General features: G+C 66.2%; 23 protein-coding genes and 1 tRNA gene. 16 read left to right on the top strand and 8 right to left on the bottom strand.

Annotated features, from left to right (window positions below; genetic code table 11):
* Positions 1–155 precede the first annotated feature (155 nt).
* Entirely contained in the window at positions 156–764 is a 609-nt protein-coding gene (locus JWN03_RS07635) for a DUF4254 domain-containing protein (protein ID WP_297611763.1), read from the top strand.
* A gap of 110 nt (positions 765–874) precedes the next feature.
* On the opposite strand, the gene JWN03_RS07630 is transcribed toward JWN03_RS07635, so the two are convergent.
* Genes JWN03_RS07630 through JWN03_RS07620 form a run of 3 tightly spaced genes read right to left on the bottom strand, consistent with a single transcriptional unit; the run spans position 875 to position 3,428 of the window.
* Positions 875–1,207, bottom strand: a complete 333-nt coding sequence (locus tag JWN03_RS07630; RefSeq protein WP_297611760.1) for a hypothetical protein — start codon at positions 1,205–1,207, stop codon at positions 875–877.
* Positions 1,208–2,353, bottom strand: a complete 1,146-nt coding sequence (locus tag JWN03_RS07625; RefSeq protein ID WP_297611757.1) for a fatty acid desaturase family protein — start codon at positions 2,351–2,353, stop codon at positions 1,208–1,210. It abuts the gene before it with no gap.
* Between the two features lie 13 nt (positions 2,354–2,366).
* Positions 2,367–3,428, bottom strand: a complete 1,062-nt coding sequence (locus tag JWN03_RS07620) for a ferredoxin reductase (RefSeq protein WP_297611754.1) — start codon at positions 3,426–3,428, stop codon at positions 2,367–2,369.
* Positions 3,429–3,621: 193 nt separating this feature from the next.
* Here JWN03_RS07620 and JWN03_RS07615 point away from each other — a divergent pair, with 193 nt between their 5' ends.
* Complete coding sequence (locus JWN03_RS07615) at positions 3,622–4,260, top strand: TetR family transcriptional regulator (protein ID WP_297611773.1); 639 nt, start codon at positions 3,622–3,624, stop codon at positions 4,258–4,260.
* A gap of 3 nt (positions 4,261–4,263) precedes the next feature.
* Here JWN03_RS07615 and JWN03_RS07610 read toward each other — a convergent pair whose 3' ends face one another.
* Both JWN03_RS07610 and JWN03_RS07605 read right to left on the bottom strand, forming a co-directional pair.
* Positions 4,264–5,592, bottom strand: coding sequence for an MFS transporter (locus JWN03_RS07610; RefSeq protein ID WP_297611751.1), 1,329 nt, complete (start codon positions 5,590–5,592; stop codon positions 4,264–4,266).
* Positions 5,593–5,639: 47 nt separating this feature from the next.
* Positions 5,640–6,521, bottom strand: a complete 882-nt coding sequence (locus tag JWN03_RS07605; protein WP_297611748.1) for a helix-turn-helix transcriptional regulator — start codon at positions 6,519–6,521, stop codon at positions 5,640–5,642.
* 318 nt (positions 6,522–6,839) lie between these two features.
* Here JWN03_RS07605 and JWN03_RS07600 point away from each other — a divergent pair, with 318 nt between their 5' ends.
* The 6 genes from JWN03_RS07600 to lysA all read left to right on the top strand — a co-directional run bounded on the left by JWN03_RS07600 (position 6,840) and on the right by lysA (position 13,895).
* Positions 6,840–8,183: an MFS transporter gene (locus JWN03_RS07600; protein ID WP_297611745.1), complete on the top strand. Its 1,344-nt coding sequence runs from the start codon at positions 6,840–6,842 to the stop codon at positions 8,181–8,183.
* Positions 8,184–8,307: 124 nt separating this feature from the next.
* A complete protein-coding gene (locus JWN03_RS07595) occupies positions 8,308–8,907 on the top strand; it encodes a PadR family transcriptional regulator (RefSeq protein ID WP_297611742.1) in 600 nt (199 codons plus the stop codon).
* The gene (locus tag JWN03_RS07590) at positions 8,904–10,931 is read left to right on the top strand and encodes an NADPH-dependent 2,4-dienoyl-CoA reductase (protein ID WP_297611739.1); all 2,028 of its coding nucleotides are present in this window, start codon (positions 8,904–8,906) and stop codon (positions 10,929–10,931) included. Before JWN03_RS07595 ends, JWN03_RS07590 begins: the two co-directional genes overlap by 4 nt.
* On the top strand, positions 10,931–11,578 hold the full coding sequence (locus tag JWN03_RS07585) for a VOC family protein (protein ID WP_297611736.1): 648 nt from the start codon (positions 10,931–10,933) through the stop codon (positions 11,576–11,578). Before JWN03_RS07590 ends, JWN03_RS07585 begins: the two co-directional genes overlap by 1 nt.
* 46 nt (positions 11,579–11,624) lie before the next feature.
* Positions 11,625–12,419 (top strand): mycolate reductase, encoded by a 795-nt coding sequence (gene cmrA / locus JWN03_RS07580; protein ID WP_297611733.1) that lies wholly within the window; start codon positions 11,625–11,627, stop codon positions 12,417–12,419.
* A gap of 129 nt (positions 12,420–12,548) precedes the next feature.
* Positions 12,549–13,895 carry a diaminopimelate decarboxylase gene (gene lysA / locus JWN03_RS07575; RefSeq protein ID WP_297611730.1) on the top strand — a complete coding sequence of 449 codons (1,347 nt, stop codon included), beginning with the start codon at positions 12,549–12,551 and terminating at the stop codon, positions 13,893–13,895.
* Between the two features lie 254 nt (positions 13,896–14,149).
* Here lysA and JWN03_RS07570 read toward each other — a convergent pair whose 3' ends face one another.
* The gene (locus tag JWN03_RS07570; RefSeq protein ID WP_297611727.1) at positions 14,150–15,913 is read right to left on the bottom strand and encodes a helicase HerA-like domain-containing protein; all 1,764 of its coding nucleotides are present in this window, start codon (positions 15,911–15,913) and stop codon (positions 14,150–14,152) included.
* A 177-nt stretch (positions 15,914–16,090) separates the two neighbouring features.
* Here JWN03_RS07570 and orn point away from each other — a divergent pair, with 177 nt between their 5' ends.
* Together orn and JWN03_RS07560 are read left to right on the top strand one after the other, a co-directional pair.
* Positions 16,091–16,714: an oligoribonuclease gene (orn, locus tag JWN03_RS07565; RefSeq protein WP_297611724.1), complete on the top strand. Its 624-nt coding sequence runs from the start codon at positions 16,091–16,093 to the stop codon at positions 16,712–16,714.
* Between the two features lie 67 nt (positions 16,715–16,781).
* Positions 16,782–16,854, top strand: a tRNA-His gene (locus JWN03_RS07560).
* A 102-nt stretch (positions 16,855–16,956) separates the two neighbouring features.
* Here JWN03_RS07560 and JWN03_RS07555 read toward each other — a convergent pair.
* Complete coding sequence (locus tag JWN03_RS07555) at positions 16,957–17,457, bottom strand: hypothetical protein (RefSeq protein ID WP_297611721.1); 501 nt, start codon at positions 17,455–17,457, stop codon at positions 16,957–16,959.
* Positions 17,458–17,493: 36 nt separating this feature from the next.
* Between JWN03_RS07555 and JWN03_RS07550 the strand changes: the two genes are divergently transcribed.
* From JWN03_RS07550 to JWN03_RS07540, 3 genes are all read left to right on the top strand, one after another.
* Positions 17,494–18,015, top strand: a complete 522-nt coding sequence (locus tag JWN03_RS07550) for a hypothetical protein (protein ID WP_366914373.1) — start codon at positions 17,494–17,496, stop codon at positions 18,013–18,015.
* A complete protein-coding gene (locus JWN03_RS07545) occupies positions 18,012–18,212 on the top strand; it encodes a LuxR C-terminal-related transcriptional regulator (RefSeq protein WP_297611715.1) in 201 nt (66 codons plus the stop codon). The genes JWN03_RS07550 and JWN03_RS07545 overlap by 4 nt, the downstream gene beginning before the upstream one ends.
* A gap of 119 nt (positions 18,213–18,331) precedes the next feature.
* Positions 18,332–19,894 (top strand): FAD-binding oxidoreductase, encoded by a 1,563-nt coding sequence (locus JWN03_RS07540; RefSeq protein ID WP_297611712.1) that lies wholly within the window; start codon positions 18,332–18,334, stop codon positions 19,892–19,894.
* A 7-nt stretch (positions 19,895–19,901) separates the two neighbouring features.
* On the opposite strand, the gene JWN03_RS07535 is transcribed toward JWN03_RS07540, so the two are convergent.
* A complete protein-coding gene (locus JWN03_RS07535) occupies positions 19,902–20,729 on the bottom strand; it encodes a cyclase family protein (RefSeq protein ID WP_297611709.1) in 828 nt (275 codons plus the stop codon).
* Positions 20,730–21,002: 273 nt separating this feature from the next.
* Here JWN03_RS07535 and JWN03_RS07530 point away from each other — a divergent pair, with 273 nt between their 5' ends.
* The 3 genes from JWN03_RS07530 to JWN03_RS07520 all read left to right on the top strand — a co-directional run bounded on the left by JWN03_RS07530 (position 21,003) and on the right by JWN03_RS07520 (position 26,469).
* Positions 21,003–21,488, top strand: a complete 486-nt coding sequence (locus JWN03_RS07530; RefSeq protein WP_297611706.1) for an Lrp/AsnC family transcriptional regulator — start codon at positions 21,003–21,005, stop codon at positions 21,486–21,488.
* Between the two features lie 197 nt (positions 21,489–21,685).
* Positions 21,686–25,159 carry an indolepyruvate ferredoxin oxidoreductase family protein gene (locus JWN03_RS07525; RefSeq protein WP_297611704.1) on the top strand — a complete coding sequence of 1,158 codons (3,474 nt, stop codon included), beginning with the start codon at positions 21,686–21,688 and terminating at the stop codon, positions 25,157–25,159.
* A gap of 230 nt (positions 25,160–25,389) precedes the next feature.
* Positions 25,390–26,469, top strand: a complete 1,080-nt coding sequence (locus JWN03_RS07520; RefSeq protein ID WP_297611701.1) for a Glu/Leu/Phe/Val dehydrogenase dimerization domain-containing protein — start codon at positions 25,390–25,392, stop codon at positions 26,467–26,469.
* Positions 26,470–26,484: the final 15 nt, after the last annotated feature.

Below are 26,484 nucleotides of genomic sequence, written 5' to 3'. Positions count from 1 at the left end.
GCATCGTCGCGAATTTCCCGGTTTCTTCACCGTGCCGTTCGTGGTGGGCTGTGCGTCCCGGAGTGTGGGTCTGCGCCGGAGCCGAGGGGAGCCCCTCCCCGAAACCCCCTCGGCCCTGGCGCATCCAGTACTGCAATGGCTTAAGGGTGGGAAATATGGCAACCGACTACACCGGAACCGGGTTCGGAGCCGAGCTACCATCGCCGACAATGTTGCTGCGCGCCTTCCGGGAACCCGTCACCGATCTGCTCACCGACCCCGCCGATCCCATTCGCCGCGACCGCGAGGTCCTCGAAGCGGCCCATGACCTGGTGCAATGCCATGAGCGACGGCACCATGCGCACGAGGCGGCACACGCCGCCGGAGCCACCCCACGACGCGTGGCCGAGTGCAGCCGATTGGCGGAGGAAATCGACGAACGACGGACGGAACTGGTGGCCCGCATCGACGACTGGGTGGCGATCAATATTCCGCATCGGGCCGGAGCCTCGCTGCACACCGAGACCCTCGGCGCGGTGATCGACCGCATGGCCGCGAAATGGGTTGCGGCGCAACAGGCTCTGGGTGCTCCGGCGCCGGGTGTACCGCGCGCGAAGAGCACCGACGGACGCCGGCGACACATCGGCCTGCGCATCAGCGATAGCCCGCGACGCGCGGACAGCGAGGCGCACCTGCAGTGGTATCGCCTCGCCGAACTCGCTGACGGCTATAAGGATCTCATCGCTGACGTGGCACAACACCGAAGGCGGTTACCCGTCTGGTGAGTAGACCAACTCTCAGGGGCTGCGCCCCCGAACCCCCCGACGGCCCTCTCGGGGCCTCCGCCCCCCGAACCCCCCGACGGCTCGAGGGGTTGATCAGCCCCGATAGTTGATCAGCGGGGGTCTACGACCTCGGCGTCGATGAACTCCGAGTCGACGGTGGAAACCGTCGGCTTCAGGGAATCATCGTGTGCGACAACGGGTTCCGGATCTTCGTCGAAGTCCGGGTCGTAGTCGGCGACAGCGGCACGCTGGGCGGCGGCATCGCGCTGGGCGGCGGCTGCTGCTTCCCGCATCTCGATGGCGTCGGTGACCCATTCGCCGATCTCCCGGGTCACTTCGGCGACGGTTCCGGTGATGATCGTTGCGATATTGCCGACGTGCCGTGCCCCGGTCGCCGTCAATTCCTGGATCAGATCCTTATTGCTTTCGAATTTCCCGATCATTCACACGCCCACTTCGCTAGCCTGCCCCCGGCGAATCACGATAACACCGGTCGGCTGCGATTTCACGAGGGCCGGAGGCAGCGCGAGCTTGAACAGCTTCGCCCAGACCGAGCCGATCTGCTGACCGAAGCTGCCCGTGTTGTAGGGCAGACCGTGCTTCTCGGCCAGCGCCTTCACCTCGGGCGCGATCTCCGGATAGCGATTGGCGGGCAGGTCCGGGAACAGGTGGTGCTCGATCTGGTGCGAGAGATTGCCGGACATGATGTGGAACAGCCGGCTGCCCTCGATATTGGCCGAGCCCAGCATCTGGCGCACGTACCACTCGCCCTGCGTCTCCTCGGCAGTCTCTTCCTCGGTGAACGTCTGTACGCCCGAGGGGAAGTGACCACAGAAGATAATGGAGAAGGTCCACAGATTGCGTGTGATATTGGCGGTGAAGTTCCCCGCCAGCGTGGACAGGAACAGCGGACCGGTCAGCGCCGGGAAGATTACGAAGTCCTTGAGCACCTGCTTGCCGGCCTTGCGGACCTGCCCCTTGAGCAGCGACTTGATATCCGACCACGAGCGCTTGCCCCGGACGATGTTCTCGATCTCGAGGTCGTGGCCCATCACGCCCCACTCGAACGCCAGCATCAGGAAGAACGCGTAGACCGGATTGCCCAGCCGCAGCGGATTCCAGGCCTGGTCCTCGTCCACGCGCAGGATGCCGTAGCCGATATCGCGGTCCTTGCCATGGATATTCGTGAAGGTGTGGTGCATGTAGTTGTGCGAGTGCCGCCACTGGTCCGCCGGGCACACCGTGTCCCACTCGAACTCGCGGGAGTTCAGGCCGGGCTCACGCATCCAGTCGTACTGGCCGTGCATGACATTGTGGCCGATCTCCATATTGTCGAGAATCTTCGACACGGTCAGCGAGGCCACGCCAGCCAGCCAGAACGGCGGCAGGAAACCGAGGTACATCAGGCCGCGGCCCGCAACCTCGAAACCACGCTGCGCCTTGATGATCGAGTAGATGTATTCGCGGTCGCGCTCGCCCAGATCCTCGACGATGCGGGTGCGCAGTGCGTCGAGCTCGCGGCCGATCTCCTCGACCTGCTCGGCACTGAGAACCACGGGGCCCTCAGGTGTTTCGGTGAGAATCGCCATGACGATCCCTCCTTCAGATAGCGATGTCGACGTCCCCGACGGGGGCGTTGATGCAGAGTTGAATGGGCTGATCGAGGTCGGCGTCGACCTCACCGGTGCGCAGATTGCGGGTGCAGCCGCTGCGCTTGACCGCGGTGCAGGTGAAGCAGATTCCCATCCGGCAGCCGTATTCCGGTGTGAGACCGGCGGATTCGGCCTGCTCGAGCAGGCTCGCGCCGGTGTTGTCAGCGGTGATGCCACTACCTGAGAAGGTCACCGCACCCTCCGCGGTGGCCGGATCGGCCGGCGCGACGGCGAGGGTGAACTCCTCCAGGTGCAGCCGGTCGCTGAGCTGCTCGGCCTCGAAGACAGTCCGTACCGCCTTCATGAGTCCGGGCGGGCCGCACAGGTAGGTCTGCGCCGCGGCGAACCACGGGGCGAGTCGCTCCAGCTCGTCATAGCTGAAGTTCGGATCCTGCCCCAGCTCCGGGTAGAGCATCTCCACACGGAAGTTGGTGTGCTGCAGCGCCAGAGCCTGCAACTCGGTGCGATGCGGCACCCATTCCGGTGAACGGTTGTAGTGCAGGAAGAGCACCTTGCCCTGGTATCCCTCCGTGGCGAGGGTGCGCAGCATGGACAGCGCCGGGGTGATACCGCTGCCACCGGTGATCAGCACGATCCGATCGGGCCGCTGCTCGGGCAGATGGAAAACGCCCGCGGCCGGGGCCAGATCCACCACCATGCCGGGAATCGCGTTCTCGTGCAGGTAGTTCGACACCAGGCCGTGCGGGTGCGCCTTGATGGTGAGTTCGATGTGCCGATCGCGGCGGGTCTGCGTATTCACCGGTGAATAGCAGCGGGTATGGCGCACACCGTCGATGACGACGCCGATCTGCACGTACTGCCCGGCCAGATGCCCGGTCCACTGCCGGGTCGGCCGCAGCGTCAGCGTCACCGAGCCCACCGCGCTGCGGCGCACGTGGGTGACCTCGGCGCGCAGCTGGCGCAGGGTGAGCGTGGGCCGGACCAGTTCCAGGTACCGGTCCAGCGGGTGCGGAGTGGTCAGCCTTTCCACGAGGTCGATGAGTCCAACCATGCGGGCCTCCTGTATTGCCGCCCGGGCTGTGGGCGACTGTCGCTTGCGATGAGCACCGTGCTCTCCGATGGGCACTGATTTCGGTGCACATCTGTACACTCAACTAGTGTGCCGGGTAGAGGCCATCCAGTTCAACCGGCAGTTCGTGTGACCCACACGACATCTCGCGAATGGAACGAATGTGAACGAATGTATGCTCATCGACGTGAGCGAGCAGGCAGCAACCAGAGGTGAGCGCAAGGAACGCACCCGCGCGGCACTACTGGACGGCACCCTCGCACTGGCCGCCGACCGGGGCTTCGCCGCCCTGAGCCTGCGTGAGATCGCACGCTCGGCCGGCATTGTGCCGACCGCCTTCTACCGGCATTTCACCTCGCTCGACGAGCTCGGCACCTCACTGGTCGAGGAGGGCGTGCGGCAATTGCGGCTGGCCCTGCGCGAAGTGCGCCGGACCCCCGACGCCCGTCTGGCCGACAGCGTCCGGTTCGTTTTCGAACAGGTCGACGGCAAACGCGATCTGTGGGGCTTCCTCATTCGGGAACGCCATGGTGGATCCGCACCACTACGTGGCGCGATTGCCGTGGAAATGCAACTCATCGTGCGGGAACTCGTCGTGGACCTGTCCCGAATCCGTACCCTCGACCACTGGTCCCCCGACGATCTCGAATTCGCCGCCGACCTCATTGTCGCCACGGTCGCCGACCGCATCGCGGACTATGTGGTGGCCGAACCCCGCGACCGCCCCCGCATTGTCGACCGCGTTGTCCTGCACGTCCGCCTCATCTCGCTCGGCATGGCGTCCTGGGACCCCGACGCCGTGGCGTCGCGCTGAGGATCAGCGCCCACCCAGATCGTCCGCACGCACCGGTACCAGCGCGGCAAGTCCGAGCGCCAGTACCAGCACGATGCCGACAATGCCCGCGCGCTCGGTGCCGAACGACCAGACGAAGAACCCGAAAAGTATCGGGGCCAGGAAAGATACAGCTCGGCCCGTGGTGGCATAGAGGCCGAACATCTGGCCCTCCCGACCGGGCGGAGCGAGCCGGACCAGGAAGGTGCGGGCGGACGATTGCGCCGGGCCCACAAAAACGGTGAGCAGCAGGCCGAAGATCCAGAACATGAGCGGTCCGGAAACGACCAGCAGGATCAGGCCGCAGACGATCATGGCCGCCAGCGATACCACGATCACCGGCTTCGGGCCGATTCGGTCGTCGAAGCGGCCGGCAGTGATAGCTCCCAGTGCCGCAACAACATTGGCGGCGACGCCGAACAGCAGTACGTCCGAGTCGGCGATGCCGTAGACCCGGACCGCCAGTACCGCACCGAAGGTGAACACACCTGCTAGACCATCCCGGAAGATGGCGCTGGCGAACAGGAATCCGACGGCGCGGCGGTCGACGTGCCAGAGCTCGCGGACATCGCGCCACAGCACCCGGTAGGCATCGGTGATCTTGCGCGTCGCCGCACCGGGATCGGCTGTGGTGCGCGGTAATTCGGGCACGAAGAGGAACAGCGGAACGGCGAACGCCGCGAACCAGACTGCGGCCACCAGTGCCACCAGGCGGATGTTCAGTCCGTCGTCGATGGGGACGCCGAGCAGTCCGCGATAGTCGCCCTTACCGGAAATGAAGCCGAAGTAAACGATCAGCAACAGCACAATGCCGCCGAAATATCCCATGGCCCAGCCGAATCCGGAGATGCGGCCGACGTTCGCGGGGGTGGACACCTGCCGCAGCATGGAGTTGTAGGGCACATGCGCCAGTTCGAAGATCGCCGACCCGATGCCCAGCAGCACCAGGCCCAACCACAAGTAGTGATAGTTCTCGTGCACGAAGAACATCGCGGCCATGAGCACGACCGTGATCGCGGTCAGCACTCCAAGGGACAGTTTGCGTTTGGCGGTCGCATCGAACCACTGACCGCTCACCGGAGCGGTCACGGCCACCACCAGTCCGGCCAGGCCCAGCGCCCAGCCCAGCCACGCACTCGACGAAATGCCGCCCGGCAGATCCTTTCCCACCTTGTCGGTGAGATACACCGAGAAAACGAAGGTGAGGATCACGGCATTGAAGGCGGACCCGGCCCAATCCCACAGCCCCCAGGCCACTACCGGCCCGCGCGCGGCCGCCGATCCGATCGTCTCCTGCCCGGAAACCTCAGCCATCAGCGCAGCCTAAGCGACCTCCCCGCACTCAGCGGGTCGAACACGATCTACGAAATCGAAACGCCCGGATGGGCCTCCGCGAAATGCGCCAGCCAGGGCTCGCGGCGCTGCTCCGGAGTCATGGCCACCAGCGTGCGCAGCTGCGTCCAGCCGGACTCGTCCGAAGGTGTCAGGATCTGCAGCCAGGCACCCGCGATGGTCGGCAGCGACAGGCTCGTCACCACCATGTCCACATCGCCGGTCACGATATTGCGGATCACCTTGCTGCGGCCGCGCGGGACCGCCACGTCATTGCGCGCCCACATCTCCGCGAACAGTGGACTGGCAGCGACCAATTCGTCGATGAACTCCGTCCACAGCGGATCGTTCAGGTTCTTGGCATAGGCGCCGCGCAGGAAACCCACCATGCGCGCCTTGTGCTCCATATCGCCGGGGTAGGGATTGCAGCACTCGGGAGCGAGGAACACCATACGAACGACGTTCTTGCTGTTCGTGGTGAAGAGCGGGCACAGTGCCGCGTACGCCGCATTGTGGGCGATCACGTCATAGCGCGCGGACAGCAGTACGGCCGGCAGCGGATCCACATGGTCCAGAATCACCTGCAACTCGTCCGGCACCGGTCCATCCACATGCGGCGACGGAATGGTCTGCACATCCGCCAGCCGGTACAGGTGCGCCCGCTCCGCACCGTCCAAGCACAGCGTGCGCGAAATAGCATCCAACACTTGGACACTCGCATTGATATCGCGCCCCTGCTCCAGCCACGTATACCAAGTAACCCCCACCCCCGCGAGCTGCGCAACCTCCTCCCGCCGCAGCCCAGGCGTCCGCCGCCGCGTCCCCACCGGCAACCCCACCTCCTCCGGCCCGATCCGCGCCCGCCGCGACTTCAAAAACGCCGCCAGCTCCTCCCGCCGCGTCTTCCGCACCGACCGCGCATCCGACCGCGGCCGATCCTCTTGCGCAGCGGGGCGCTTCGGGGCGTGCGCCGATTCCGCTAGGTCGGTGGGAATACTTTCTCCGGCGGCGGACGCTGCACTGATGCCTACTCGGTTCACATATCTATAGTGGGCGCATCGGGCACCGGTATCCAGGTGGTGTGGGTACCAGCATAAGCAGGCTCCTGTTTGCGATCCGCGTAGCGGCGCAGGCTTCTTCACATGACACAGAGCCTGACCCAATCTCCACCGGCGGTGGCGGCTCCGGCATCCGCTTCCGCTACTAGTCGACCTTTCGCCGTACTCGCTGTGATCCTGCTGGGACAGTTCATGGCGGTGCTGGATGCCTCCATCGTCAATGTCGCCATCCCTGCGATTCGAACCTCATTGCACGCCACGGGTTCCGGGCTGCAGCTCATCGTGTCCGGCTATGTGATCGCCTATGCGGTGCTGCTGGTGACCGGCGCCCGGCTGGGTGATCGGTTCGGGCAGCGGAATATGTTCCTGGCCGGGCTCGGGATCTTCACCGTCGCGTCGCTGATCTGCGGGCTGGCGTGGAATACCAACGCACTCATTGTATTCCGATTCCTACAGGGCATCGGCTCGGCGGCCATGGTGCCGCAGGTTATGACGCTGATACAGCGAACTTTCACGGGAACCACTCGGGCCCGGGCACTTTCGGCGTACGGGGCCATCATCTCCGGAGCCATGGTGATCGGGCAGATCGTCGGCGGGCTCATCGTCAGCGCCGATCTGGCCGGAACCAGCTGGCGTGGCGTGTTTCTGGTGAACGTGCCGATCGGGCTGGCGCTGCTGGCCATCGCACCGCGGACCCTGCCCGCCGCAACGGCGCGGCTGGAACGCAAGCTGGATCTGGCGGGTTTGGCGGTGCTGACACCGGCGGTGCTGCTGCTGGTACTGCCGCTGGTGCTCGGACACGAACAGCACTGGCCGCTGTGGACCTGGCTCGCATTCGGCGGCGCCGCGGTGGGATTCGCGGGATTCGCCCTGGTCGAGCGCTGGGTGCACCGACACGGCGGCGAACCGCTCTTCGCCGACCGGGTACTGCGGGCGCCGGGACTGATGCTCACCGCGATCACCCTGCTGCTGGTCATGTGCACGTTCGGCGGCTGGCTGTTCGTCATGGCCATTCACCTGCAGAGCACTCTGCACTACAGCGCACTGCATGCCGGCCTGCTGTTCATCCCCATGGGCGTGGCCTTCGCCATCGCCAGCATGTACTGGCAGCGCATTCCGGCGCGCTATCACGCGATCATGATTCCGGCCGGGCTGGTGCTGGCCGCGCTCACCATGGTGATCATGGGTCTGCTGCTGCGCGACGGCGCGGATATGGGTCCGGTGGAGCTGACCGTCTTCGGTTTCATGGGCGTCGGATTCGGGCTCTCGTTCAGTCCGCTCATGAGCCGCACCACCGCCAAGATTCCGGTCGCGCTGGCCGCCGATGCCAGCGGCATCCTCGTCACCAATGTGCAATTGGGCGTCGTGATCGGCATCGCGAGCTTCGGCTCGGTATTCCTGAGCCTGGCCGGAACGACCACCCTGTCGGCCTCGCACGCCGTCGGCGTCACCGCCATCGCGGAAGGCGTTACCGTGCTGGTCGCGGCCGGTTTCGCCGCTCGTGCGGCGCGGTAACCCAGCAGCGGAAACCACCAGGACTCTCGATGTCTGAGGGGCGCTCCGGCCGGGGCGCCCCTCTTCTCGGATTTCCCTATGCACTGAATTGCATAGTACGTCGAGTCTCAGTTACCCTGGCCGCATGGCCCTCGAACACGCGCTATTGGTATCGCTGACCGAACGCGCGAGCTCGGGCTACGACCTGGCCCGCCGCTTCGACAAATCCATCGGCTTCTTCTGGAACGCCACCCACCAGCAGATCTATCGCGTGCTCAAGCGCATGGAAGAGCAGGGCTGGGTGACCGCCGAAGCCGTCACACAGGAGGGCCGCCCCGATAAGCGGGTCTACACCGTCAGCGACGCGGGCCGCGGTGAACTCACCCGCTGGATCGCCGAACCCAGCGATGCCGGGCCCATGCGCAATGAACTCGGTGTGAAGCTGCGCGCCGCCTCGCTCGGCGACGTCCCCGCGCTGGCCACCGAATTCCAGCGGCACCGGGACGAACACGCCCACCGCCTCGACCTGTACCGGAACTTCGAGAAGAAGGACTACCCCGCGCCGGATCAGCTCTCCGGCCGCACCCTGCACCAGTACCTCGTACTGCGCGGTGGCATCCGCGTCGAAGAGGGTTTTGTCGACTGGTGCGACGAAGTACTTGCCGGCCTGCACAAAGACAATCCTGATGGCCTCCGCGACCCAGCCCGGTCGCAGACGTCCGACCCGAAAGGCACTCGGCGATGAGCGCTTACCCGCATCTGTTCGAACCCCTGGACCTGGGATTCACCACACTGCGCAATCGCGTGGTCATGGGTTCCATGCACACCGGCCTCGAGGACCGGGCCTGGCACACCAACCGGCTCGCCGCCTACTTCGCCGAACGCGCCCGTGGCGGAGTCGGTCTCATCATCACCGGCGGCTACGCGCCCAACCGCACCGGCTGGCTCCTGCCGTTCGGCGCGAAGATGACCAATAAGACCGAGGCGTACCGCCATCGCGTCATCACCAAGGCGGTGCACGCCGAGGGCGGCAAGATCGCGCTGCAGATCCTGCACGCGGGCCGTTACTCCTATATGCCCGGCAGTGTTTCGGCCTCCTCCATCAAGGCGCCGATCAATCCGCTGCGCCCGCGCGCGCTCTCGGGCAAGGGCGTCGAGCAGACCATCGACGACTACGCGCGCTGCGCCTCGCTGGCCAAGTTCGCCGGGTACGACGGCGTCGAAATCATGGGCGGTGAAGGGTATTTCATCAACCAGTTCCTGGCGCCGCGCACCAATAAGCGCAAGGACAAGTGGGGCGGCTCGTCGGAGAACCGCCGCCGCATCGCGAGTGAGATCGTGCGCCGGGTGCGCAAGGCCGTCGGCCCGGACTTCATCATCATCTTCCGGCTCTCCATGGCCGACTTCGTCGAGAACGGTCAGACCTGGGACGAGATCGCCGCTGTCGCACAGGATGTGGAGGCCGCCGGGGCCAGCATTATCAATACCGATATCGGCTGGCACGAGGCGCGGGTGCCAACCATCGTCACCTCCGTGCCGCGCGCGGCATTCGTGGAGTGGACCGCCAAGGTCAAAGATATTGTCGCCATTCCGGTCTGCGCCTCCAACCGCATCAATATGCCGGAGACCGCCGAGGAGATCCTGACCCGCGGCGACTCGCACCTGGTTTCCCTGGCCCGGCCGCTGCTGGCCGATCCGGAGTGGGCGCGCAAGGCACAGCAGGCGCGCACCGACGAGATCAATACCTGCATCGCCTGCAACCAGGCCTGCCTGGATCACGCCTTCCAGATGAAAACCGTGTCCTGCCTGCTGAATCCGCGTGCGGGACACGAGACCGAATTGCAGCTGCTGCCCACCCGCCGCACCCGCAAGTTCGCCGTCGTCGGCGCGGGCCCGGCCGGGCTCTCGGCCGCCGTCAGCCTGGCGCAGCGCGGGCACCGGGTCGACCTGTACGAGGCCGACACCAAGATAGGCGGCCAGTTCGATATCGCGCGCCGCATCCCCGGTAAGGAAGAATTCAGCGAGACCATCCGCTACTACACGCGGCAGCTCGAAATCACCGGCGTCAATGTCCTGCTCGATACCAAGGCCACCGCGCAGCAGCTCATCGACGGCGGCTACGACGAGGTCATCCTCGCCACCGGCGTGAAGCCGCGCATCCCGAACATCCCCGGCGTAGACCATCCGAAGGTGCTGACCTACGCTGAACTGGTGCGCGAAGGCAAGCCGGTCGGTAAGAAGGTCGCGGTCATCGGCGCGGGCGGCATCGGCTTCGACGTGAGCGAATTCCTCACCGTGGAAGGACATCCCAGCCTGAAGCTCGACGAGTGGAAGGAAGAGTGGGGTATCTCCGACGATCCGAATATGCGCGGCTTCCTCACCGCACCCAAGCCCTCCCCCGCCGCCCGCGAGGTAGTGCTGCTGCAGCGCAAGGGCTCTTCCTTCGGCAAGGACCTCGGCAAGACCAGTGGCTGGGTACACCGTGCCGCCGTCAAGGCCAAGGGCGTCGAGCAGATCGGCGGCGTGAATTACGAGCGCATCGACGATCGCGGCCTGCACATCAGCTTCGGCGAGAAGCGGCAGCGCCCCACCGTCATCGAGTGCGACAACGTAATCCTCTGCGCCGGACAGGAATCCGTCCGCGATCTGGAAGCGCCGCTGCAGGCCGCGGGCGTCCAGACCCACCTCATCGGCGGCGCCGATCTCGCCTCCGAACTCGATGCCAAGCGCGCCATCAACCAGGGCACCCGTCTGGCGGCAGCTCTCTGATGCCCACCCTCACCCGCCTGGGCCTGCCCGGAAACGAGCAGGCCTGGGCGGCTCTGGGTTTCACCAGCACCCACGGTGAGATCCGGATCGGCCACGTCACCTGCACCCTGGGTGAACCCGGCTGGGGCTTCGACGAAACTCACGCCGACCCAGCACAACTCGGCGTGCCGTACCTGACGTCCGATACCGGGCGCGCGCCGGGCAACCCCGGCGGCATGCATGCGGCGGGCAATAATCGGGCAGCTACTCGAGCCGACCAGCCGAGCCCGCACGCCAATGGGGTCACGATTGTCGACCACGTTGTGTACTGGGTCCCGGACCTGGACCGAGCCGCCACCGATCTCACTGCCGTGCTGGGCATTCCGCCGCGCCGCCGCTTCTTCCCGCGCGGCCCGGACGGACCCGAGATGGCCTTCTACCGCGTCGGCGAACCCTTCATCGAGGCGGTGAGCTACGGCGGGCCGCCCGCGCTGCTCGGCGTCGCCTTCCTGACTCCGGATCTGGACGCCGCCGTTGCCGCCATCCGCGCGGCGGGCGGACCCATCGGCGACCCCAAACCGGCGGTGCAGGGCGGTCGCATCGCGAGTGTCTGGCGCGGCCATGTCAACTGGGGCATCGCCTTCATGGAGCCCAAGCCCCGCAACTGAGCCGCGCCCGGGTTCTCGCCGGGAATCATGGGTAGGCTGCCTAGTCGTGAGCTTGCCTGCGCCTACCGCTGATAATCGTGCCGTCGTGACCGGAGCTTCCTCGGGGATCGGAACCGCCCTGGCTGAGGAGCTCGCCTCACGAGGGTATTCGCTGATTCTGGTTGCCCGCCGCGGCGAACTGCTGGCCGAGCTGGCGCAGCGGCTGACCGAGCGCTACGGCATCACCGCCGAGGTGCGCGCGGTGGACCTGTCCAATCGTGAACAGCGGGCGCCGCTGGCGCAGGAGCTGGGCTCGCGGAATATCGCGATTCTGTGCAATAACGCGGGTGTCGCCACCTTCGGGCCGCTGGCCAAGCTGGACCTGGCATTCGAGCGCGACATCATGGAACTGAATGCCGTCGCGGTGCACGACCTTTCGCTGGCCGTAATGCCGGGCATGATCGAGCGCCGCGCCGGCGGCATCCTCATCACCGGTTCGGCGGCCGGCAATATGCCGATCCCGAACAATGCCACCTACGCGGCCAGCAAGGCCTTCACCAACAGCTTCTCCGAATCGCTGCGCGGTGAGCTCAAGGAGTACGGCGTGCACGTCACGCTGCTGGCCCCCGGCCCGGTGCGCACCGACAATCCGGATCAGGAAGAGGTCGGCACCAAGATTCCGGAGTTCATCTGGGTCACCGCCCCGCACACCGCCAAGATCACCATCGACGCCCTGGCCCGCAATAAGATGCGCGTGGTCCCGGGCCTGATCAGCAAGGGTATGAGCCTGGCCGGGCAGTTCGGCCCGCGCTCGCTCACCTCGGTGGTCGTCGGAGCGGCGTACAAGAAGATGGGTAACTGACGGAATCCCGTCAAGATCAGCCGCCTGGCTGTAAAGGCCGTGTAGCCGGAAGTCTCCGGCTACCCGAATCGGCGTAGTCCTGAAATCGGCCCCGCATACGGAATAGCGGGGACGCACACAGGAGACACCGTGACGCTGCTCGAGATCTTCCCGTCGCTGCGGTCGGGAGGCATGCTCCCCCGCCTCGATCCGGCGGTCTGGCCGCGTGAGACCCACTACGACAATGACGGGCGCATTACCGTCGGCGGGGTAGCGCTGGCCGATATCGCGGATCAATACGGCACTCCTACCTATGTCCTCGACGAGGGCGAGGTGCGCGACCGCTGCCAGGCCTACCGGCGGCGCTTTCCGGAAGCCGAGATCATCTACGCCGGCAAGGCCCTGCTGACCCGGGCGGTCGCGGAATGGGTCACCGACGAGGGACTCTCCATCGATGTGTGCTCGGCCGGGGAACTGGCTGTGGCACTGTCCTCGTGGACCGATCCGAGCCGAATCGTGCTGCACGGCAACGGTAAACCGTTCGCCGAACTGGAGACCGCGATCAATTGCGGTATCGGCCGGGTCGTCATCGATTCGCTCACCGAGATCACGCTGCTGTCCGCGCTGGCCACCAAGCCGCAGCGGGTGCTGCTGCGCATCTGCCCCGATATCGACGTGCACGGCCATCCCGCGGTGCGCACCGGTGTCACCGACCAGAAGTTCGGCTTCGCCATCGGCAGCCAAGCCCTGTCCGAGGCCGTGGAACGCATTGTGCGGCAACCTAATCTGGACTTCGCCGGCCTGCACTGCCATATCGGCTCACAGATCTACGACACCTTCCCCTACGGTGAGGCCGTGCGCCGGATGATCGGCGAAATGGCCCGCATCCGCGATGATTACGGCGTCACCCTCACCGATCTCGACCTCGGTGGCGGGCATGCCGTCGCCTATCGCCCCGGTGATGCCGAGATGAACCTGGCCGAGCTCGCCGACATCATCGAGGACTCCCTCGACGCGGCCTGCGCGCGCTACGGCTTCCCGCGCCCGCACATCGCGCTGGAGCCCGGCCGCGCCATTGTCGCGCGCGCCGGCGTGACGCTCTACCGAGTGCTGTCCATCAAACATGTCGAGGGCGGCCGCACCTTCGTCACCGTGGACGGCGGCATGAGCGACAACCCGCGCGTGGCCCTGTACGGCGCGCACTACGAGGCCGTAGTCGCCAACCGCCACCCCACCGGCCCGCATATGACGGCCAGCATCGCCGGCCGCTACTGCGAAGCCGGCGACATCCTCGCCACCGACGTCCGCCTCCCCGCAGACCTGCGCCCCGGCGAAGTCCTGGCCATGCCCTGCACCGGCGCCTACCACCACTCCCTGGCCTCCTCCTACAACGGCGTAGGCCGCCCCCCGATCGTCGCCGTCCGCGACGGCAACAGCCGCGAACTCGTCCGCCGCGAAACCATCGAAGACCTCATGCGCCGCGACATCGGCCACTGACCTGCACCACACAGCACGTCCCGGCACCAGACAGCCCCGCCCCGGGTTGCGCGACACCGACACCGGCTGTGCGAGTACCGCCATCGGCCGCGGACTGTTCGCACAGCGCCTGTCGGCACCGCACAGCCTTGACGTGGGTTGTGCGACACCGACACCGGCTGTTTCGCCGCCTGACCCGGACCGCACAGCGCCTGTCGGCACCGCACAGCCCTTGTCCAGGTTGTGCGGTACCGAGACGGGCTGTGTGGTGGGGGTTAGCGCTTGCGGGTGCCGAAGATGCTGCGGCTGATTTCGCGGCCGGCGACGGTGGCGGCTGAGCGGAGGAAGTTTTTGAAGGCGGGGTTGTTGACTACCTTTTCCGCCATCGACTCGTCTTCCGGTGCGGGTTTCGGTGCGCGTGAGGACTTTGCGGGGGACTGGGCGGCGGCTTCGTCCGCCGAGGCGGCGACCTTCGCGGTCAGGATCTCGTAGGCCGATTCCCGGTCGATGGTCTGGCCGTATTTGCTGTACAGCGTGGATTGCTTTGCGCTGGCGCGGATTCCGTCGTCGCCGATGGTGTCCATGAGCGAGCGCGGCGGCTGCATGCGTGCCCACGCCACCGGGGTCGGCGCACCCTTCTCCGACAGCACCGTCACCACCGCCTCGCCGATACCCAGTGAGGTCAGCGCCTTTTCGAGGTCGTAGGTGGCGGTCTTGGGGTAGGTGCGCACCGTCTTCGACAGCGCCGCCTGATCCTCCGGCGTGAAGGCGCGCAGCGCGTGCTGAATGCGCGCACCCAGTTGGGACAGCACCGAATTCGGGATATCCGTGGGCAGCTGGGTGCAGAAGAATACGCCGACGCCCTTGGAGCGGATGAGCTTCACCGTCTGCTCCACCTGCTGCAGGAACGCCTTCGACGCTCCGCTGAAGAGCAGATGCGCCTCGTCGAAGATGAAGACCAGCTTCGGCTTGTCCATATCGCCGATCTCCGGCAGCGTCTGGAACAGGTCCGCGAGCACCCACATGAGGAAGGTCGAGAACATCTGCGGCCGCGAGGCCTGCGCACCCAGCTCGAACAGGGTGATCACACCCTGGCCGCCGGCCGTACGCATGAGGTCGGCCGGATCCATCTCGGGTTCCCCGAAGAAGGTGTCGCCGCCATCGGCCTCGAGATTGACCAGGGCCCGCAGGATCACTCCTGCGGTGGTCGCGGAGACGCCGCCGATCCCCTTCAGATCCTCCTTGCCCTCGGCGCTGGTCAGGAACTGGATCACCGAGCGCAGATCCTTCAGATCCAGCAGCGCCAGCCCGCCCTTGTCCGCCCAGTGGAAGATGAGCCCGAGCGTGGACTCCTGAGTCTCGTTGAGCCCCAGCACCTTCGACAGCAGGATCGGGCCGAACGCGGTGATGGTGGCGCGAATCGGCACCCCGATCCCCTCGGTGCCCAGTGAGACGAACTCGCACGGGAATCCGGACGGCTGCCAATCCACGGCACCGGTCTCCCGGGCCCGCGCGATCAGCTTGTCGCTCGATTCACCCGGCCGCAGCAACCCCGAGAGGTCACCCTTGATATCGGCGACCACCACCGGCACACCGGCTGCCGACAATTGCTCGGCGATGCCCTGCACCGTCTTGGTCTTACCGGTACCGGTCGCTCCCGCCACCAAGCCGTGCCGGTTCATGGTCTTCATCGGAATCCGCACGCGCGCATCGGGATGCACCTTGCCGTCCACGATCACGGTGCCGAGCTCCAGCGCCAGCCCTTCGAACGCGTAGCCGGCGGCGATCTCGCGTGCGGCCGACTCGTCCGGCGACGCCGCGGCGTCCGCTGTGCCTGCGGTCGAATCAGCTTTCGCGGCAGCGGGTTTCGCGCTCGCCGAGCTGTCGGTACCGGCCTTCGCGGCAGCCTTCTCAGCGGCCTCCTGTTCGGCTGCTTCCTGCTCCGCGGCATCCACTGCGGCAGCCGCTTCCGCCGCGATCCGCGCCGCGTCCTCCGCCGCCTTACGTGCCGCCGCTACTTTGTCCTGCGGGGTGGTCATCGCGATTCCTCCGTCTGCTCTGCCAACTACGACTGCTCTCGAGAACTGCCCTGCCAACAACGCCGACCGCCTGAAGCACGGATCTGCCAGAACGATACTGCCCGGTCGGATCGCTGGAGTGGCCCGACGCGGCCGGGTGCGGGGGTCAACGAGAGCAAAACGACTAACCTTTGGCGAGTGTCAGACAAATACGTGGTGTGGATGGATTGCGAGATGACCGGCCTACGCCTGGACAGCGACAAGCTGATCGAGGTGGCCGTGCTCGTGACCGACAGTGAGCTCAATATCCTCGGCGAGGGCGTGGACATCGTGATCCACGCCGATGACGAGGCCCTCGCGGCCATGCCGCCGGTGGTCACCGAGATGCATGCCCGCTCGGGGCTCACCGAAGAGGTGCGCGCCTCGACCGTCACCATGGCCGAGGCCGAGCGGCAGGTGCTCGAATACATCAAGCAGTACGTCCCGGCCGCGCGGACCGCGCCGCTGGCCGGCAATTCCATTGCCACCGATCGCGGTTTCCTCGCCCGCGATATGCCCGCCCTCGACGCACACCTGCACTACCGCATGATCGATGTGAGCTCCATCAAGGAACTGGCCCGCCGCTGGTACCCGCGCATCTACTTCGGCCAGCCGGAGAAGGGTCTCGCGCACCGCGCCCTCGCGGATATCAAGGAATCGATCCGCGAACTGCAGTACTACCGGCGCACCGCCTTCGTCCCCGCACCCGGCCCGTCAACGGCCGAAATCGCGGCGGTCGCGGCCGAACTCAGCGCCGGGAACCCGACCGGAAATACCGCCTAACCAGCCGATTAGGTACTCAGCGGCGGATCGCGATACGATCTACCGCGCCGGATACGCACCGGCAATGGTGGCCGTAGTTCAGCTGGTAGAGCACCAGGTTGTGATCCTGGATGTCGCGGGTTCGAGCCCCGTCGGTCACCCCTCAGAAGAGGCCCCGGTCCATATGGACCGGGGCCTCTTCTCTTCCCCAGAAGTGCTGTCCGGCAATGAATTCCGCCACACCCAAGCCAGCGACGAATGATTCAGGACGTTGGTTGTGGCAGGTCGGACCTGCTGGACGGCCGCACGAAAGTCTCGGCGAATGCGGCGGCCAGCGCGGGATCGTGCTCTCCGGAGAACATCAGTTCCCGCAGTGACGGCGGCGGATCCAGCACGGCCATCGTCCACCGCGCTGCGGGATAGGCGATCTCGGACAGCCACGGTTCGGCGGTGGCCCGCATCCAGTCCCGGTCGAAGGGACCGTCGGGATTGCGCAGGATGGCGTCGCTGTAGCCGAAGGCGCAGTGGACCGCATTGTTGGCGCCCTGCGCGCCGCCGGGATCCAGCCGGCAGACCACGTCGGCTCCACCCAGTATCGGCGTACCGGACGGCAGGGCGCCGACCGGTTGCCTGATAGTCGGTGTCACCGATCCGGACAGGACCGCCTCCGCGCTGCGATCGGTCACCAGTGTGACAGGGAGGCCGGCGTCGAGCAGCCGGAGGGCGAGCGGTAGGCCGCACTCGCCCGCGCCCAGTACCTGCACGTGTGGGTCACCACGCTGCTGTCCGACTCGGCACGAATGGTGACACTGGTTGGACCGGGAGGAATCGGAAAGACCCGTCTCGCAACGGCAGTGGCCCGCCGGATTCGCAAAGCACGGCGGATGCCGGTGTACTGGGTGCACCTGGCTCGGTTGCCCAGGGACGCGGGCCTCGGGGCGGTCGAGGACGAGATCCTGGCCGCGGTCATCGACGGCGACTTCTCGGGCCGGTCGGCGCGGCAGACTCTGATACACGCGTTCGGTCGATCCGACGCGGCTGGGCGAGCCCTGCGGGCGGTGCTGGTACTCGACAATTGTGAGCACGTGCTGGACAGGGTCGGTCAGGTGGTGGCCGAGTTGCTCCACGCGATCCCCGGGTTGTCAGTGCTGGCCACCAGCCGCACGGCGACCGGGTGGGTCGACGAGCACATCATGCCGATCCCGCCGTTGCGCCGGGGAATTCGGCCGCGGACCGGACCGGTCGCACCGATGCGAACAACCGCGGTGACCCGCCGGCCCCCTGGGATGAACTCACCATCGCCGAGCAAGAAGTGGCGATGATGGTCACCACAGGACTCACCAATACCGCGATAGCCGCCCGCCGCGGCACGTCCAATCGGACCGTGGATTCCCAGGTCGCTTCCATCTTGGTCAAGCTGATGATCAACTCCCGCAAGGACATTCTCCCGCTGCTTCCTCCCGAGCACCGGGATCGGGCCGATCGCTCACCACAACGCCGGGCACCCCGCGCTCGCTGAACGGCGGAGCGCACGGGAGTGCCGCACCCACCACCTCGTCAGCGACGCTCATCCCCCATAATCGATCACTATGCCACCGGGAAAGCCGGACCTGGCGGTGCTCTACTGGGGGAAGTTTCATGCTGCTGTCTCGTCGTCGATTTCTTGCCGCGTCCACCGTGGGCGCGGCGGCGACCACCCTGCGGCTGCCGGTCGCCGGCGCGGCCGAACCGGCGGTGGTCGGCATCGGAGATCCGGACTACGCGACATTGACCCAGCGCGGCTACAACCGCCGGTTCACCGCGCGGCCGCAGCGGATCTACCTGCCCACCGATGCCGAGGAAGTGCGCACCGCGGTCGAGCGGTCGGTGGCCGACGGGTTGCGGATCGCGGTGCGGGCCGGCGGGCACGGGTTCGACAATTTCGTCGACAATGATCGGACGCAGTCGATCATCGATATCGGGCGGCTGGGCGCGGTCGGATGGGATGAAACCCAGCGCGCCTTCTCGATCGACGCCGGAACCGATCTGGGCACCGTGTACGAACGGTTGCTCGGCTGGGGCGTGACGATTCCGGCGGGCATCTGCAAGGGCGTCGGTATCGGCGGCCACGCCAGTGGCGGCGGATACGGTCCGCTGTCGCGACAGCTCGGACTGGTGGCCGATCATCTGCACGGCGTGGAGGTCGTCACCGTCGACAAGAGCGGTGCGGCCACCCTCGTGCTGGCGACCGCGGACGGGCCGAACGCCGATCTGTTCTGGGCGCACACCGGCGGCGGGGGCGGCAATTTCGGTGTGGTGACCCGATATCTGTTGCGCTCCAAGGATTCCGACGGCTCCGATCCGGTGCGCGCGCTGCCGAAGGCGCCCGGCAGCATGTTCAACACCCGACTGGTGCTGCCGTTCGCGGACGAAGCATCGTTCGTGCGTCTCGTGGGCAATTTCATCGCGTTCTTCGAGCAGCACAGCGCGCCGGGCGATCCGTTCAACGCCCTGTACGCACCGCTGCTGCTCAGGCCCGGCATTACCGGATCGGAGGTGCAGGTGCTGCTCGATGCGGATCAGCCCGATGCCCGATCGATGTTCGACCAGTTCGTCGCCGCCGTGTGGGAGGGTGTGACGCCCGCACCGATTCAGCTGCCACTCGAGCAAGCCTCCTACGCCGACACGGTGACGCGCGTCTACTACCCGAAGGGGATGCCGGGCTTCCGGGTGAAGGTCAAATCCGCCTATATGCGCAAGGCGTATTCGACCGATCAGCTGCGAATCCTGTACCGCTATCTCACCGATGTCCGCTGCCTGGGCGAATCACAGGTGGAATTCCTGCCTTTCGGCGGCGTGACCAATGCCGTGGCCCCCGACGCCACCGCCGTACCCGCTCGCGACTCGTTCATGAAAATGCTCATCCACGCCGCCTGGCGCCTCCCCTGGGACGACGAACGGTACGTCGCCTGGGCCCGCGAGATGTACCGAGATGTCTACGCCGACACCGGCGGGGCCCCGGTACCCGACGCGTCCAACGGCGGCAGCTACATCAATTACCCGGATCCGGATCTGGCCGACGCGCAATGGAATACGTCGGGCGTGCCGTGGCACACCTTCTACTACGGCGGCAATCACGCACGGCTGCTTAACGTCAAGACGCAGTGGGATCCCAATACCGTTTTCCAGCACAGTCTTTCGCTGGATCGTCCGGACTGGTAAACGCCCGTCAGGTCAGCGCGAGCACCCGGCACGGACCACCGGTGCCACCCGCGTGCTTGGGCGCGCCCACAATAAGCCGCGCCCCCGTCGGTGGCACCTGCGCCAAATTCGCGAGCATCTCCACCCCGTACCGACCCGCGCCGAGAAACGCGGTGTGCGCGCCGAAGTCCTTACCGGCGGCCAGATCCAAACTCAGCGTATCGACCCCCGCGCCGACAATACTGCGCTGCGACACCAGGAATTCCGCCGCAGTCGCCCCGAATCCCGGTGCGTGCGGCCGTCCTTCGCCATCCAGATTGACGAACGTCCCCGCATCGGCCAGCCGCCGCTCCCAGCCCGAATACATGGCGACAAACGCCCGATCCGGAATCCGCCCGTGCGCCGCCTCCCACTGCTCGATATCCGAAACAGTCACTGCCGCATCAGCATCGGCGGCAGCGCGAGCCGAAATATCGATGACAACCAACGGCGCCACCAGATCCTCGGCAGCGATCCGATCAACAGTCACCCCACCGGCCACCCGATGCACCGGCGCATCGATATGCGTCCCCGTATGCTCCCAGAACGCCAGCGCATGCTGCTCGAACCCGCCACTCTCATGCCAAGCGACCGGCACCGAAGCAAACGGCAAATTCCCCGGCCACACCGGCAATTCCACGGTCAGCGTATGCGTCAGATCCACCACCGACCCCGTTGGATTCGGAACAGCCTGCGCCACAGTAGGTCCCGCGATTGCGGCAACCGCACCCAGCCCAGCCGCCCCCAGCAGACCCCGCCGACTCACTCCCGCCGCGACCGCCTCATGAGCAACCCGAACAATCCGAGGCGAACACATCCGACCAGTCACTCCCCCACGCAATTCACAACGATTTCGGGCTGAGCGTACCGGTGATGCTGCGAACGAGAGGGTGCGGGACTACCGGCTCGAACAGGCAGCTCACCGGACGCCGTTTGACCAGGGTCAGTCGGTTGCGGTGCGGAGGTATTCGTCGATGGCTCCACTGAGGTCCGGCTTAGCTATTTATTGGCAACCAACGGTCAGGCAATTCCTTCCCAGATCCGGTCTGGCACGCCCCGGCAGGCCCCATACGCTGTGCGAAAATGCGGCATGAGCATCAAGATCGACGCACTCGATGCGGCGTTGCTGGCGGAACTGGCGTCCGACCCGCGCGCGCCGATTCTCGAGCTGGCGGCGCGGTTACATATTGCCCGCAATACAGTGCAAGCCAGGATGAAGCGGCTCGAGTCGTCCGGGGCGGTGCGGGGGTATCCGCCGGATGTGGATCTGCAGGCCGTGGGGTTCGCGGTGCACGCGTTTCTCGGCATCGAGCTCGATCAGAACAAGATGGACAGCATTGTCGAGGCGCTGCGGAGTTTTCCGCATGTGCTCGAGGTGCATGCGACGACCGGGCGGGCGGATCTGCTGGTTCGGATCGCGGCGCAGTCGCAGCAGGATCTACTCGAGATCATTCAGCGGGTGCACGCCATCCACGGCGTGAAACACACGGAAACCATGCTGGCACTGGCGACTCCGATTCAGTACCGATCGCTGCCGCTCGTCGAGCATCTGACGGACCACCCGCCCACGACATGAGAAGACCCGGACCTTGCGGAGCTCGAGCAGACTGATGCGCTCGCCAGAGTGTCCCAGGTCACTTTTGAGCAGTCTGATCAATATTTCGGCCGACTGTTGACACAGATCACACATTCACGGCAAATTGCGCAGCACCGATAGCTATTCCTTTCGTTTGCAGCTCACGATCTGAGTTGTGGAAAGTGTGGTGACTGTTCATGACCAGCGTTGCCTGCCCGTCAGCTCAACAGACCGAGCCGGCCGCCCCGTACGACCTCGCCGACCGCTATCGCTCCGGGGCGGGCCCGGTCCTGCTCACCGGCGTTCAGGCCATTGCCCGGCTGCTGGTCGAGCAGCACGTCCGCGATATCCGGGCCGGGCGACGGGTCGCCACTTTCGTCTCCGGTTATCAGGGCAGCCCGCTCGGCGGCGTGGACAAGATGCTGCTCGGCATGCCGAATGTGCTTGCCGAACACGACATTACGTTTGTTCCCGGCCTCAATGAGGAGCTCGCCGCCACCTCGGTGTGGGGCAGCCAGGCCGATCTGCCCGCCGGGCGGCCGACCCATGACGGGGTTGTCGGCGTCTGGTACGGCAAGGGGCCCGGGGTCGATCGGGCGACCGATGCCATTCGGCACGCCAATATGTACGGGGTCAATGCACGCGGCGGGGTATTGCTGCTGGTCGGGGACGATCCGGCGTCGAAGTCGTCGACCGTTCCCGCGGTGAGTGAGCGGTCGCTGGCCGCCATGGGTGTGCCGGTACTGTTCCCGCGCAATGCCGAGGAGATCATCACGCTGGGCATGGCCGGTATCGCACTCTCCCGCGCTTCGGGGTGCGTGGTGGCCATGAAGATCGTCGCCGATGTCGCGGACGGCGCGTGGACGGTCGACGCCTCGGTTGCCGATCTCCCGCTCGTGGTCCCCGAAGTGCACTGGGATGGAAAGCCTTTCGCTTACCGGCAGCGGCCGATGGCGGCGCCGACGGATAGCGTGCTGGCCGAGGCCGAACTGTACGGGCCACGCTGGGAGATGGTCCGCATCTTCGGCGCCGCAAACGATCTCGACGTTATCGAGGTGGACCCGGCCGAGGCGACGATCGGTATCGCGGCCACCGGAACGACTTTCGACGCGGTCCGGCAGACCCTGCTCGACCTCGGCGTCGACGAGGCGGTCATGCACCGCGCCGGTATTCGACTGCTGCGCATCGGCATGCCCTATCCCGTGGGAGCGCATCGGGTCACCGAGTTCGCCCGGGGTCTCGAGCAGATCATCGTGGTGGAGGACAAGACCGCATTCATCGAAACCCAAATCCGCGAGATCCTCTACGGCACCGTCGGCGCACCCCGGATCCTCGGTAAGCAGGACGGGCGCGGCGCACTGCTCATGCCGGCCGACGGCGAGCTGACCCCCGGCCGGCTGCTCGGACCGCTGCGGCGTGTGCTGCGCGATCATGTAGAACTGAAAAAGGCCGCGCCGCCACCACTTTCGCTGGAAGTGCTGTCCGCCAAGCGCACCCCGTACTTCTGCAGCGGATGCCCGCACAACCGCTCCACCGCACTGCCCGAGGGATCGATCGGCGGCGGCGGTATCGGCTGCCACACGCTGGTGACCCTGTCCGGCCGCAGCGACAGCGCAGTCACCGGGCTGACCCAGATGGGTGGCGAGGGCAGTCAGTGGATCGGCCAGGCGCCGTTCACCGATGTGCCGCACCTGTTCCAGAACATAGGCGACGGCACGTTCTTCCACTCCGGGCAGCTGGCCGTGCAGGCCTGCGTCGCGGCCGGGGTGAACATCACCTACAAGCTGCTCTGGAACGAAGTTGTCGCCATGACCGGCGCGCAGGATGTGGAAGGCGGGCTCACCGTCGCGCAGCTGACACACAAGCTCACCGTCGAGGGCGTGCGGCAGATCATTATCTGCGCCGACGAACCGAAGCGGCACGATAAGCGGGCGCTGGCCAAGGGCACGGTGCTGTGGCATCGTGACCGGCTCGACGAAGCACAGAAGGTGCTGCGGGAGGTCAAGGGCGTCACCGTGCTGATCTACGACCAGCACTGCGCGGCCGATGCGCGCCGGCAGCGCAAGCGCGGCACACTGCCTGTTCGCAATACCCGGGTAGTGATCAATGAAGCCGTCTGCGAAGGCTGCGGCGATTGCGGCGCCAAATCCAATTGTCTTTCCGTGCAACCGGTCGAGACCGAATTCGGGCGCAAGACTCGGATCGATCAGACCTCCTGCAATACCGATTACAGCTGCCTGGACGGCGACTGCCCATCGTTCGTGACGGTCGAGCTGACACCGGACAAGAAGGGCCGCAAGAAGACTCGGAAGACGGTCGATCCGCCCATGGTGGCCGATCCGGGTCTCCGGGCGCCGGAGGGCACGCAGAATGTGCTGCTCGCCGGGATCGGCGGCACCGGCATCGTGACGGTCAATCAGGTGCTGGCCACCGCCGCACTGCGGGCCGGATACGACGTCGAAAGCCTGGATCAGATCGGGTTGAGCCAGAAGGCCGGTCCGGTCATCTCCCATCTGCGTTTCTCGACAACCGAATTGGAGCCGTCCAACAGGCTCACCCCGGGCAGCGCGGACTGCGTCATCGCCATCGATCTACTGACCGCCGCCGATGCCAAGAACCTCCAGTACGGCAACCCCGCCGGGACCGTGGCGATCGCCTCGACCAGCCGGACGCCGACCGGAGACATGGTGTACGACAAGTCGGTGCCGTACCCGGAAACACAGTCGCTGCTGGATCGCCTTGCGGCGGTGTCTGATTCGCTGAGCCACTTCGATGCACTGGCAGCGGCCGAGAAGCTGTTCGGCAATACCGCCGCGGCGAACTTCTTGATGGTCGGCGCGGCTTTCCAGACCGGCGGACTCCGACTACCCGCCGCGGCCATCGAAGAAGCCATCGGCATCAACGGTGTCGCGGTCGCCGCCAATATCGCGGCGTTCCGCTGGGGTCGTGTCGCCATCGCCGATCCTGCGGCCTTCGCCACAGCCACCGAAGCGGCTCTGCCGCACCGTACCCGCGCCGTCGTTCCCGCAGATCTGCTGGCGGGCACCACCTTCGACGGTGAAGTCCGGCGACTGGCAGAACTGCGCGCCGCCGAACTGATCGAGTACCAGAACACGAAGGTCGCGCGTAGATACCTCGACACAGTCCAGTCCATGTGGACGGCGGAGCGCGCGGTCACCGACCGCACCGAATTCAGCCAGGCCGTGGCCCGTGGGCTGCACAAGTTCACCGCCTACAAGGACGAGTACGAAGTCGCCCGCCTACTGGTGGATCCGTCCTTCCTCGCCGAGGTGCTCGCGCAGGTGCCGGGCGGCGAACGACTCACTTACAAGCTGCACCCGCCGATACTGCGCGCCCTCGGTCGCAAGAAGAAGATCGGCCTCGCCCCGAAATCACATGTGGCGCTGAAGGTTCTTGCAAAGGGCAAAGTCCTGCGCGGCACCCGCCTCGACCCCTTCGGCTACGCCCACGTCCGAAAGGTGGAACGGGAGTTGCTCTCCCACTACACCGATCTGATGCGGCGACTCGCAGCCGAACTGAACACCGAAAACTACGACACGGCAACACAGGCCGCCGGGCTCCCCGACCTGGTCCGCGGCTACGAGAACATCAAACTCGCCAATGTCGAGCTGTACTGGTCAGGACTGCGCGACCTCGGCATCAACCACTGATCCAGCGCGGGACTGCCCCGCGCACCCCGAAGGGAACCATCCGGCCGCGAATGAGGGGCGGCCGGACAACCCCCGCTGCACCATCACCATCCCCCGTCATGCCGTCACAATCCCCCGTCATCCCGGCGCGTTTTGGCCGGGATCCACACCGGGAGTGCAGCAACGGATGCGGTCGATCCCGGCCGAAAGCATGCCGGGATGACGAGACAGTCAAACGAAAGGAATCTTCCATGCCCGTAATGCACACCGAGGCAGGCGTTTTCGGCCGCTCACAGGAGCTGAGCGCCCGACGCCATGAGCAGGTCGTGTTCTGCGAGGACGATAGGACCGGCCTGAAGGCGATCATCGCGATCCACTCGACCGCACTCGGCCCCGCACTGGGCGGCACTCGCTTCTACCCGTATGCGAACGAATCCGCGGCACTCGAGGACGTACTGCGGCTTTCCTGGGGAATGACTTACAAGGCAGCGGCTTCCGGCGTAGACCTGGGCGGCGGCAAGGCCGTCATCATCGGCGATCCGGCGGTCGCCAAGACAGACGCACTGCTCGGCGCCTACGCACGTTTCGTCGAAACTCTGGGCGGCCGCTACATCACCGCCGGCGATGTCGGCACCAACACCGATGACCTCGACGTGATCGGCAAGCGCACCCGCTACGTGACCGGGCGCAGCATTGCGGCGGGCGGCTCCGGCGACAGCGCCCGGCTGACCGCGCTCGGCGTATTCCATTCCATGCGCGCGGGTGCCGAATCCGTCTGGGGCACAGCAACACTGTCCGGCCGCACGGTGGGCGTCGAGGGTGTCGGCAAGGTCGGCCGTGAACTCATCGCGCTACTGCTCGCCGATGGCGCGGAGGTCTGCGTGACCGATGTGAACGATGCGGCAATGCAGCGGATTTCCGCCGAGCACCCCTCGGTTCGACTGCTGAGCGCAGTCTCCAGCGCCCCCGTCGACGTCTACGCCCCCTGCGCACTCGGCGGAACCCTCACCGCATCCAGCGCCGAAGCCATCGAGGCCAAACTCGTCTGTGGCGCAGCCAATAACCAACTGGCGCAACCCGAAGTGGAGCACGCGCTGAGCGAGCGCGGCATCACCTGGGTCCCCGATTTCGTCGCCAATGCGGGCGGACTCATGCAGGTGGCCGGGGAACTGCGCGCCGCCGATCCGGCCGAGATCGAAGCCGATGTGACCCGGATCTTCGACCGCTGCCGCGACATCATCGGCGCCGCCAAGGCCGAAGGCATCGGCACCGGCGCCGCCGCGAACAGGTTCGCCGAGCGCCGCCTCGATGCCATCCCGCGCTCGATCTGACTGCGGCGCTCCACG

It is taken from the genome of Nocardia sp. (assembly GCF_025465275.1).
In the GTDB taxonomy this organism is placed as follows: domain Bacteria; phylum Actinomycetota; class Actinomycetes; order Mycobacteriales; family Mycobacteriaceae; genus Nocardia.
The sequence above is the reverse complement of the archived record's forward strand: the minus strand, read 5'-3'. Positions and strand labels throughout refer to the sequence as shown.

Excerpts from the sequence above, each read along its gene's own strand:
- JWN03_RS07585 (WP_297611736.1), top strand. The coding sequence starts at position 10,931 with ATGCCCACCCTCACCCGCCTGGGCCTGCCCGGAAACGAGCAGGCCTGG.
- JWN03_RS07615 (WP_297611773.1), top strand. The coding sequence starts at position 3,622 with ATGCTCATCGACGTGAGCGAGCAGGCAGCAACCAGAGGTGAGCGCAAG.
- JWN03_RS07550 (WP_366914373.1), top strand. The coding sequence starts at position 17,494 with ATGGTGACACTGGTTGGACCGGGAGGAATCGGAAAGACCCGTCTCGCA.
- JWN03_RS07620 (WP_297611754.1), bottom strand. The coding sequence starts at position 3,428 with ATGGTTGGACTCATCGACCTCGTGGAAAGGCTGACCACTCCGCACCCG.
- JWN03_RS07545 (WP_297611715.1), top strand. The coding sequence starts at position 18,012 with ATGATGGTCACCACAGGACTCACCAATACCGCGATAGCCGCCCGCCGC.
- JWN03_RS07520 (WP_297611701.1), top strand. The coding sequence starts at position 25,390 with ATGCCCGTAATGCACACCGAGGCAGGCGTTTTCGGCCGCTCACAGGAG.
- JWN03_RS07570 (WP_297611727.1), bottom strand. The coding sequence starts at position 15,913 with ATGACCACCCCGCAGGACAAAGTAGCGGCGGCACGTAAGGCGGCGGAG.
- JWN03_RS07595 (WP_297611742.1), top strand. The coding sequence starts at position 8,308 with ATGGCCCTCGAACACGCGCTATTGGTATCGCTGACCGAACGCGCGAGC.
- JWN03_RS07625 (WP_297611757.1), bottom strand. The coding sequence starts at position 2,353 with ATGGCGATTCTCACCGAAACACCTGAGGGCCCCGTGGTTCTCAGTGCC.
- JWN03_RS07590 (WP_297611739.1), top strand. The coding sequence starts at position 8,904 with ATGAGCGCTTACCCGCATCTGTTCGAACCCCTGGACCTGGGATTCACC.
- JWN03_RS07525 (WP_297611704.1), top strand. The coding sequence starts at position 21,686 with ATGACCAGCGTTGCCTGCCCGTCAGCTCAACAGACCGAGCCGGCCGCC.
- JWN03_RS07610 (WP_297611751.1), bottom strand. The coding sequence starts at position 5,592 with ATGGCTGAGGTTTCCGGGCAGGAGACGATCGGATCGGCGGCCGCGCGC.
- JWN03_RS07630 (WP_297611760.1), bottom strand. The coding sequence starts at position 1,207 with ATGATCGGGAAATTCGAAAGCAATAAGGATCTGATCCAGGAATTGACG.
- JWN03_RS07540 (WP_297611712.1), top strand. The coding sequence starts at position 18,332 with ATGCTGCTGTCTCGTCGTCGATTTCTTGCCGCGTCCACCGTGGGCGCG.
- JWN03_RS07530 (WP_297611706.1), top strand. The coding sequence starts at position 21,003 with ATGAGCATCAAGATCGACGCACTCGATGCGGCGTTGCTGGCGGAACTG.
- JWN03_RS07535 (WP_297611709.1), bottom strand. The coding sequence starts at position 20,729 with ATGTGTTCGCCTCGGATTGTTCGGGTTGCTCATGAGGCGGTCGCGGCG.
- JWN03_RS07635 (WP_297611763.1), top strand. The coding sequence starts at position 156 with ATGGCAACCGACTACACCGGAACCGGGTTCGGAGCCGAGCTACCATCG.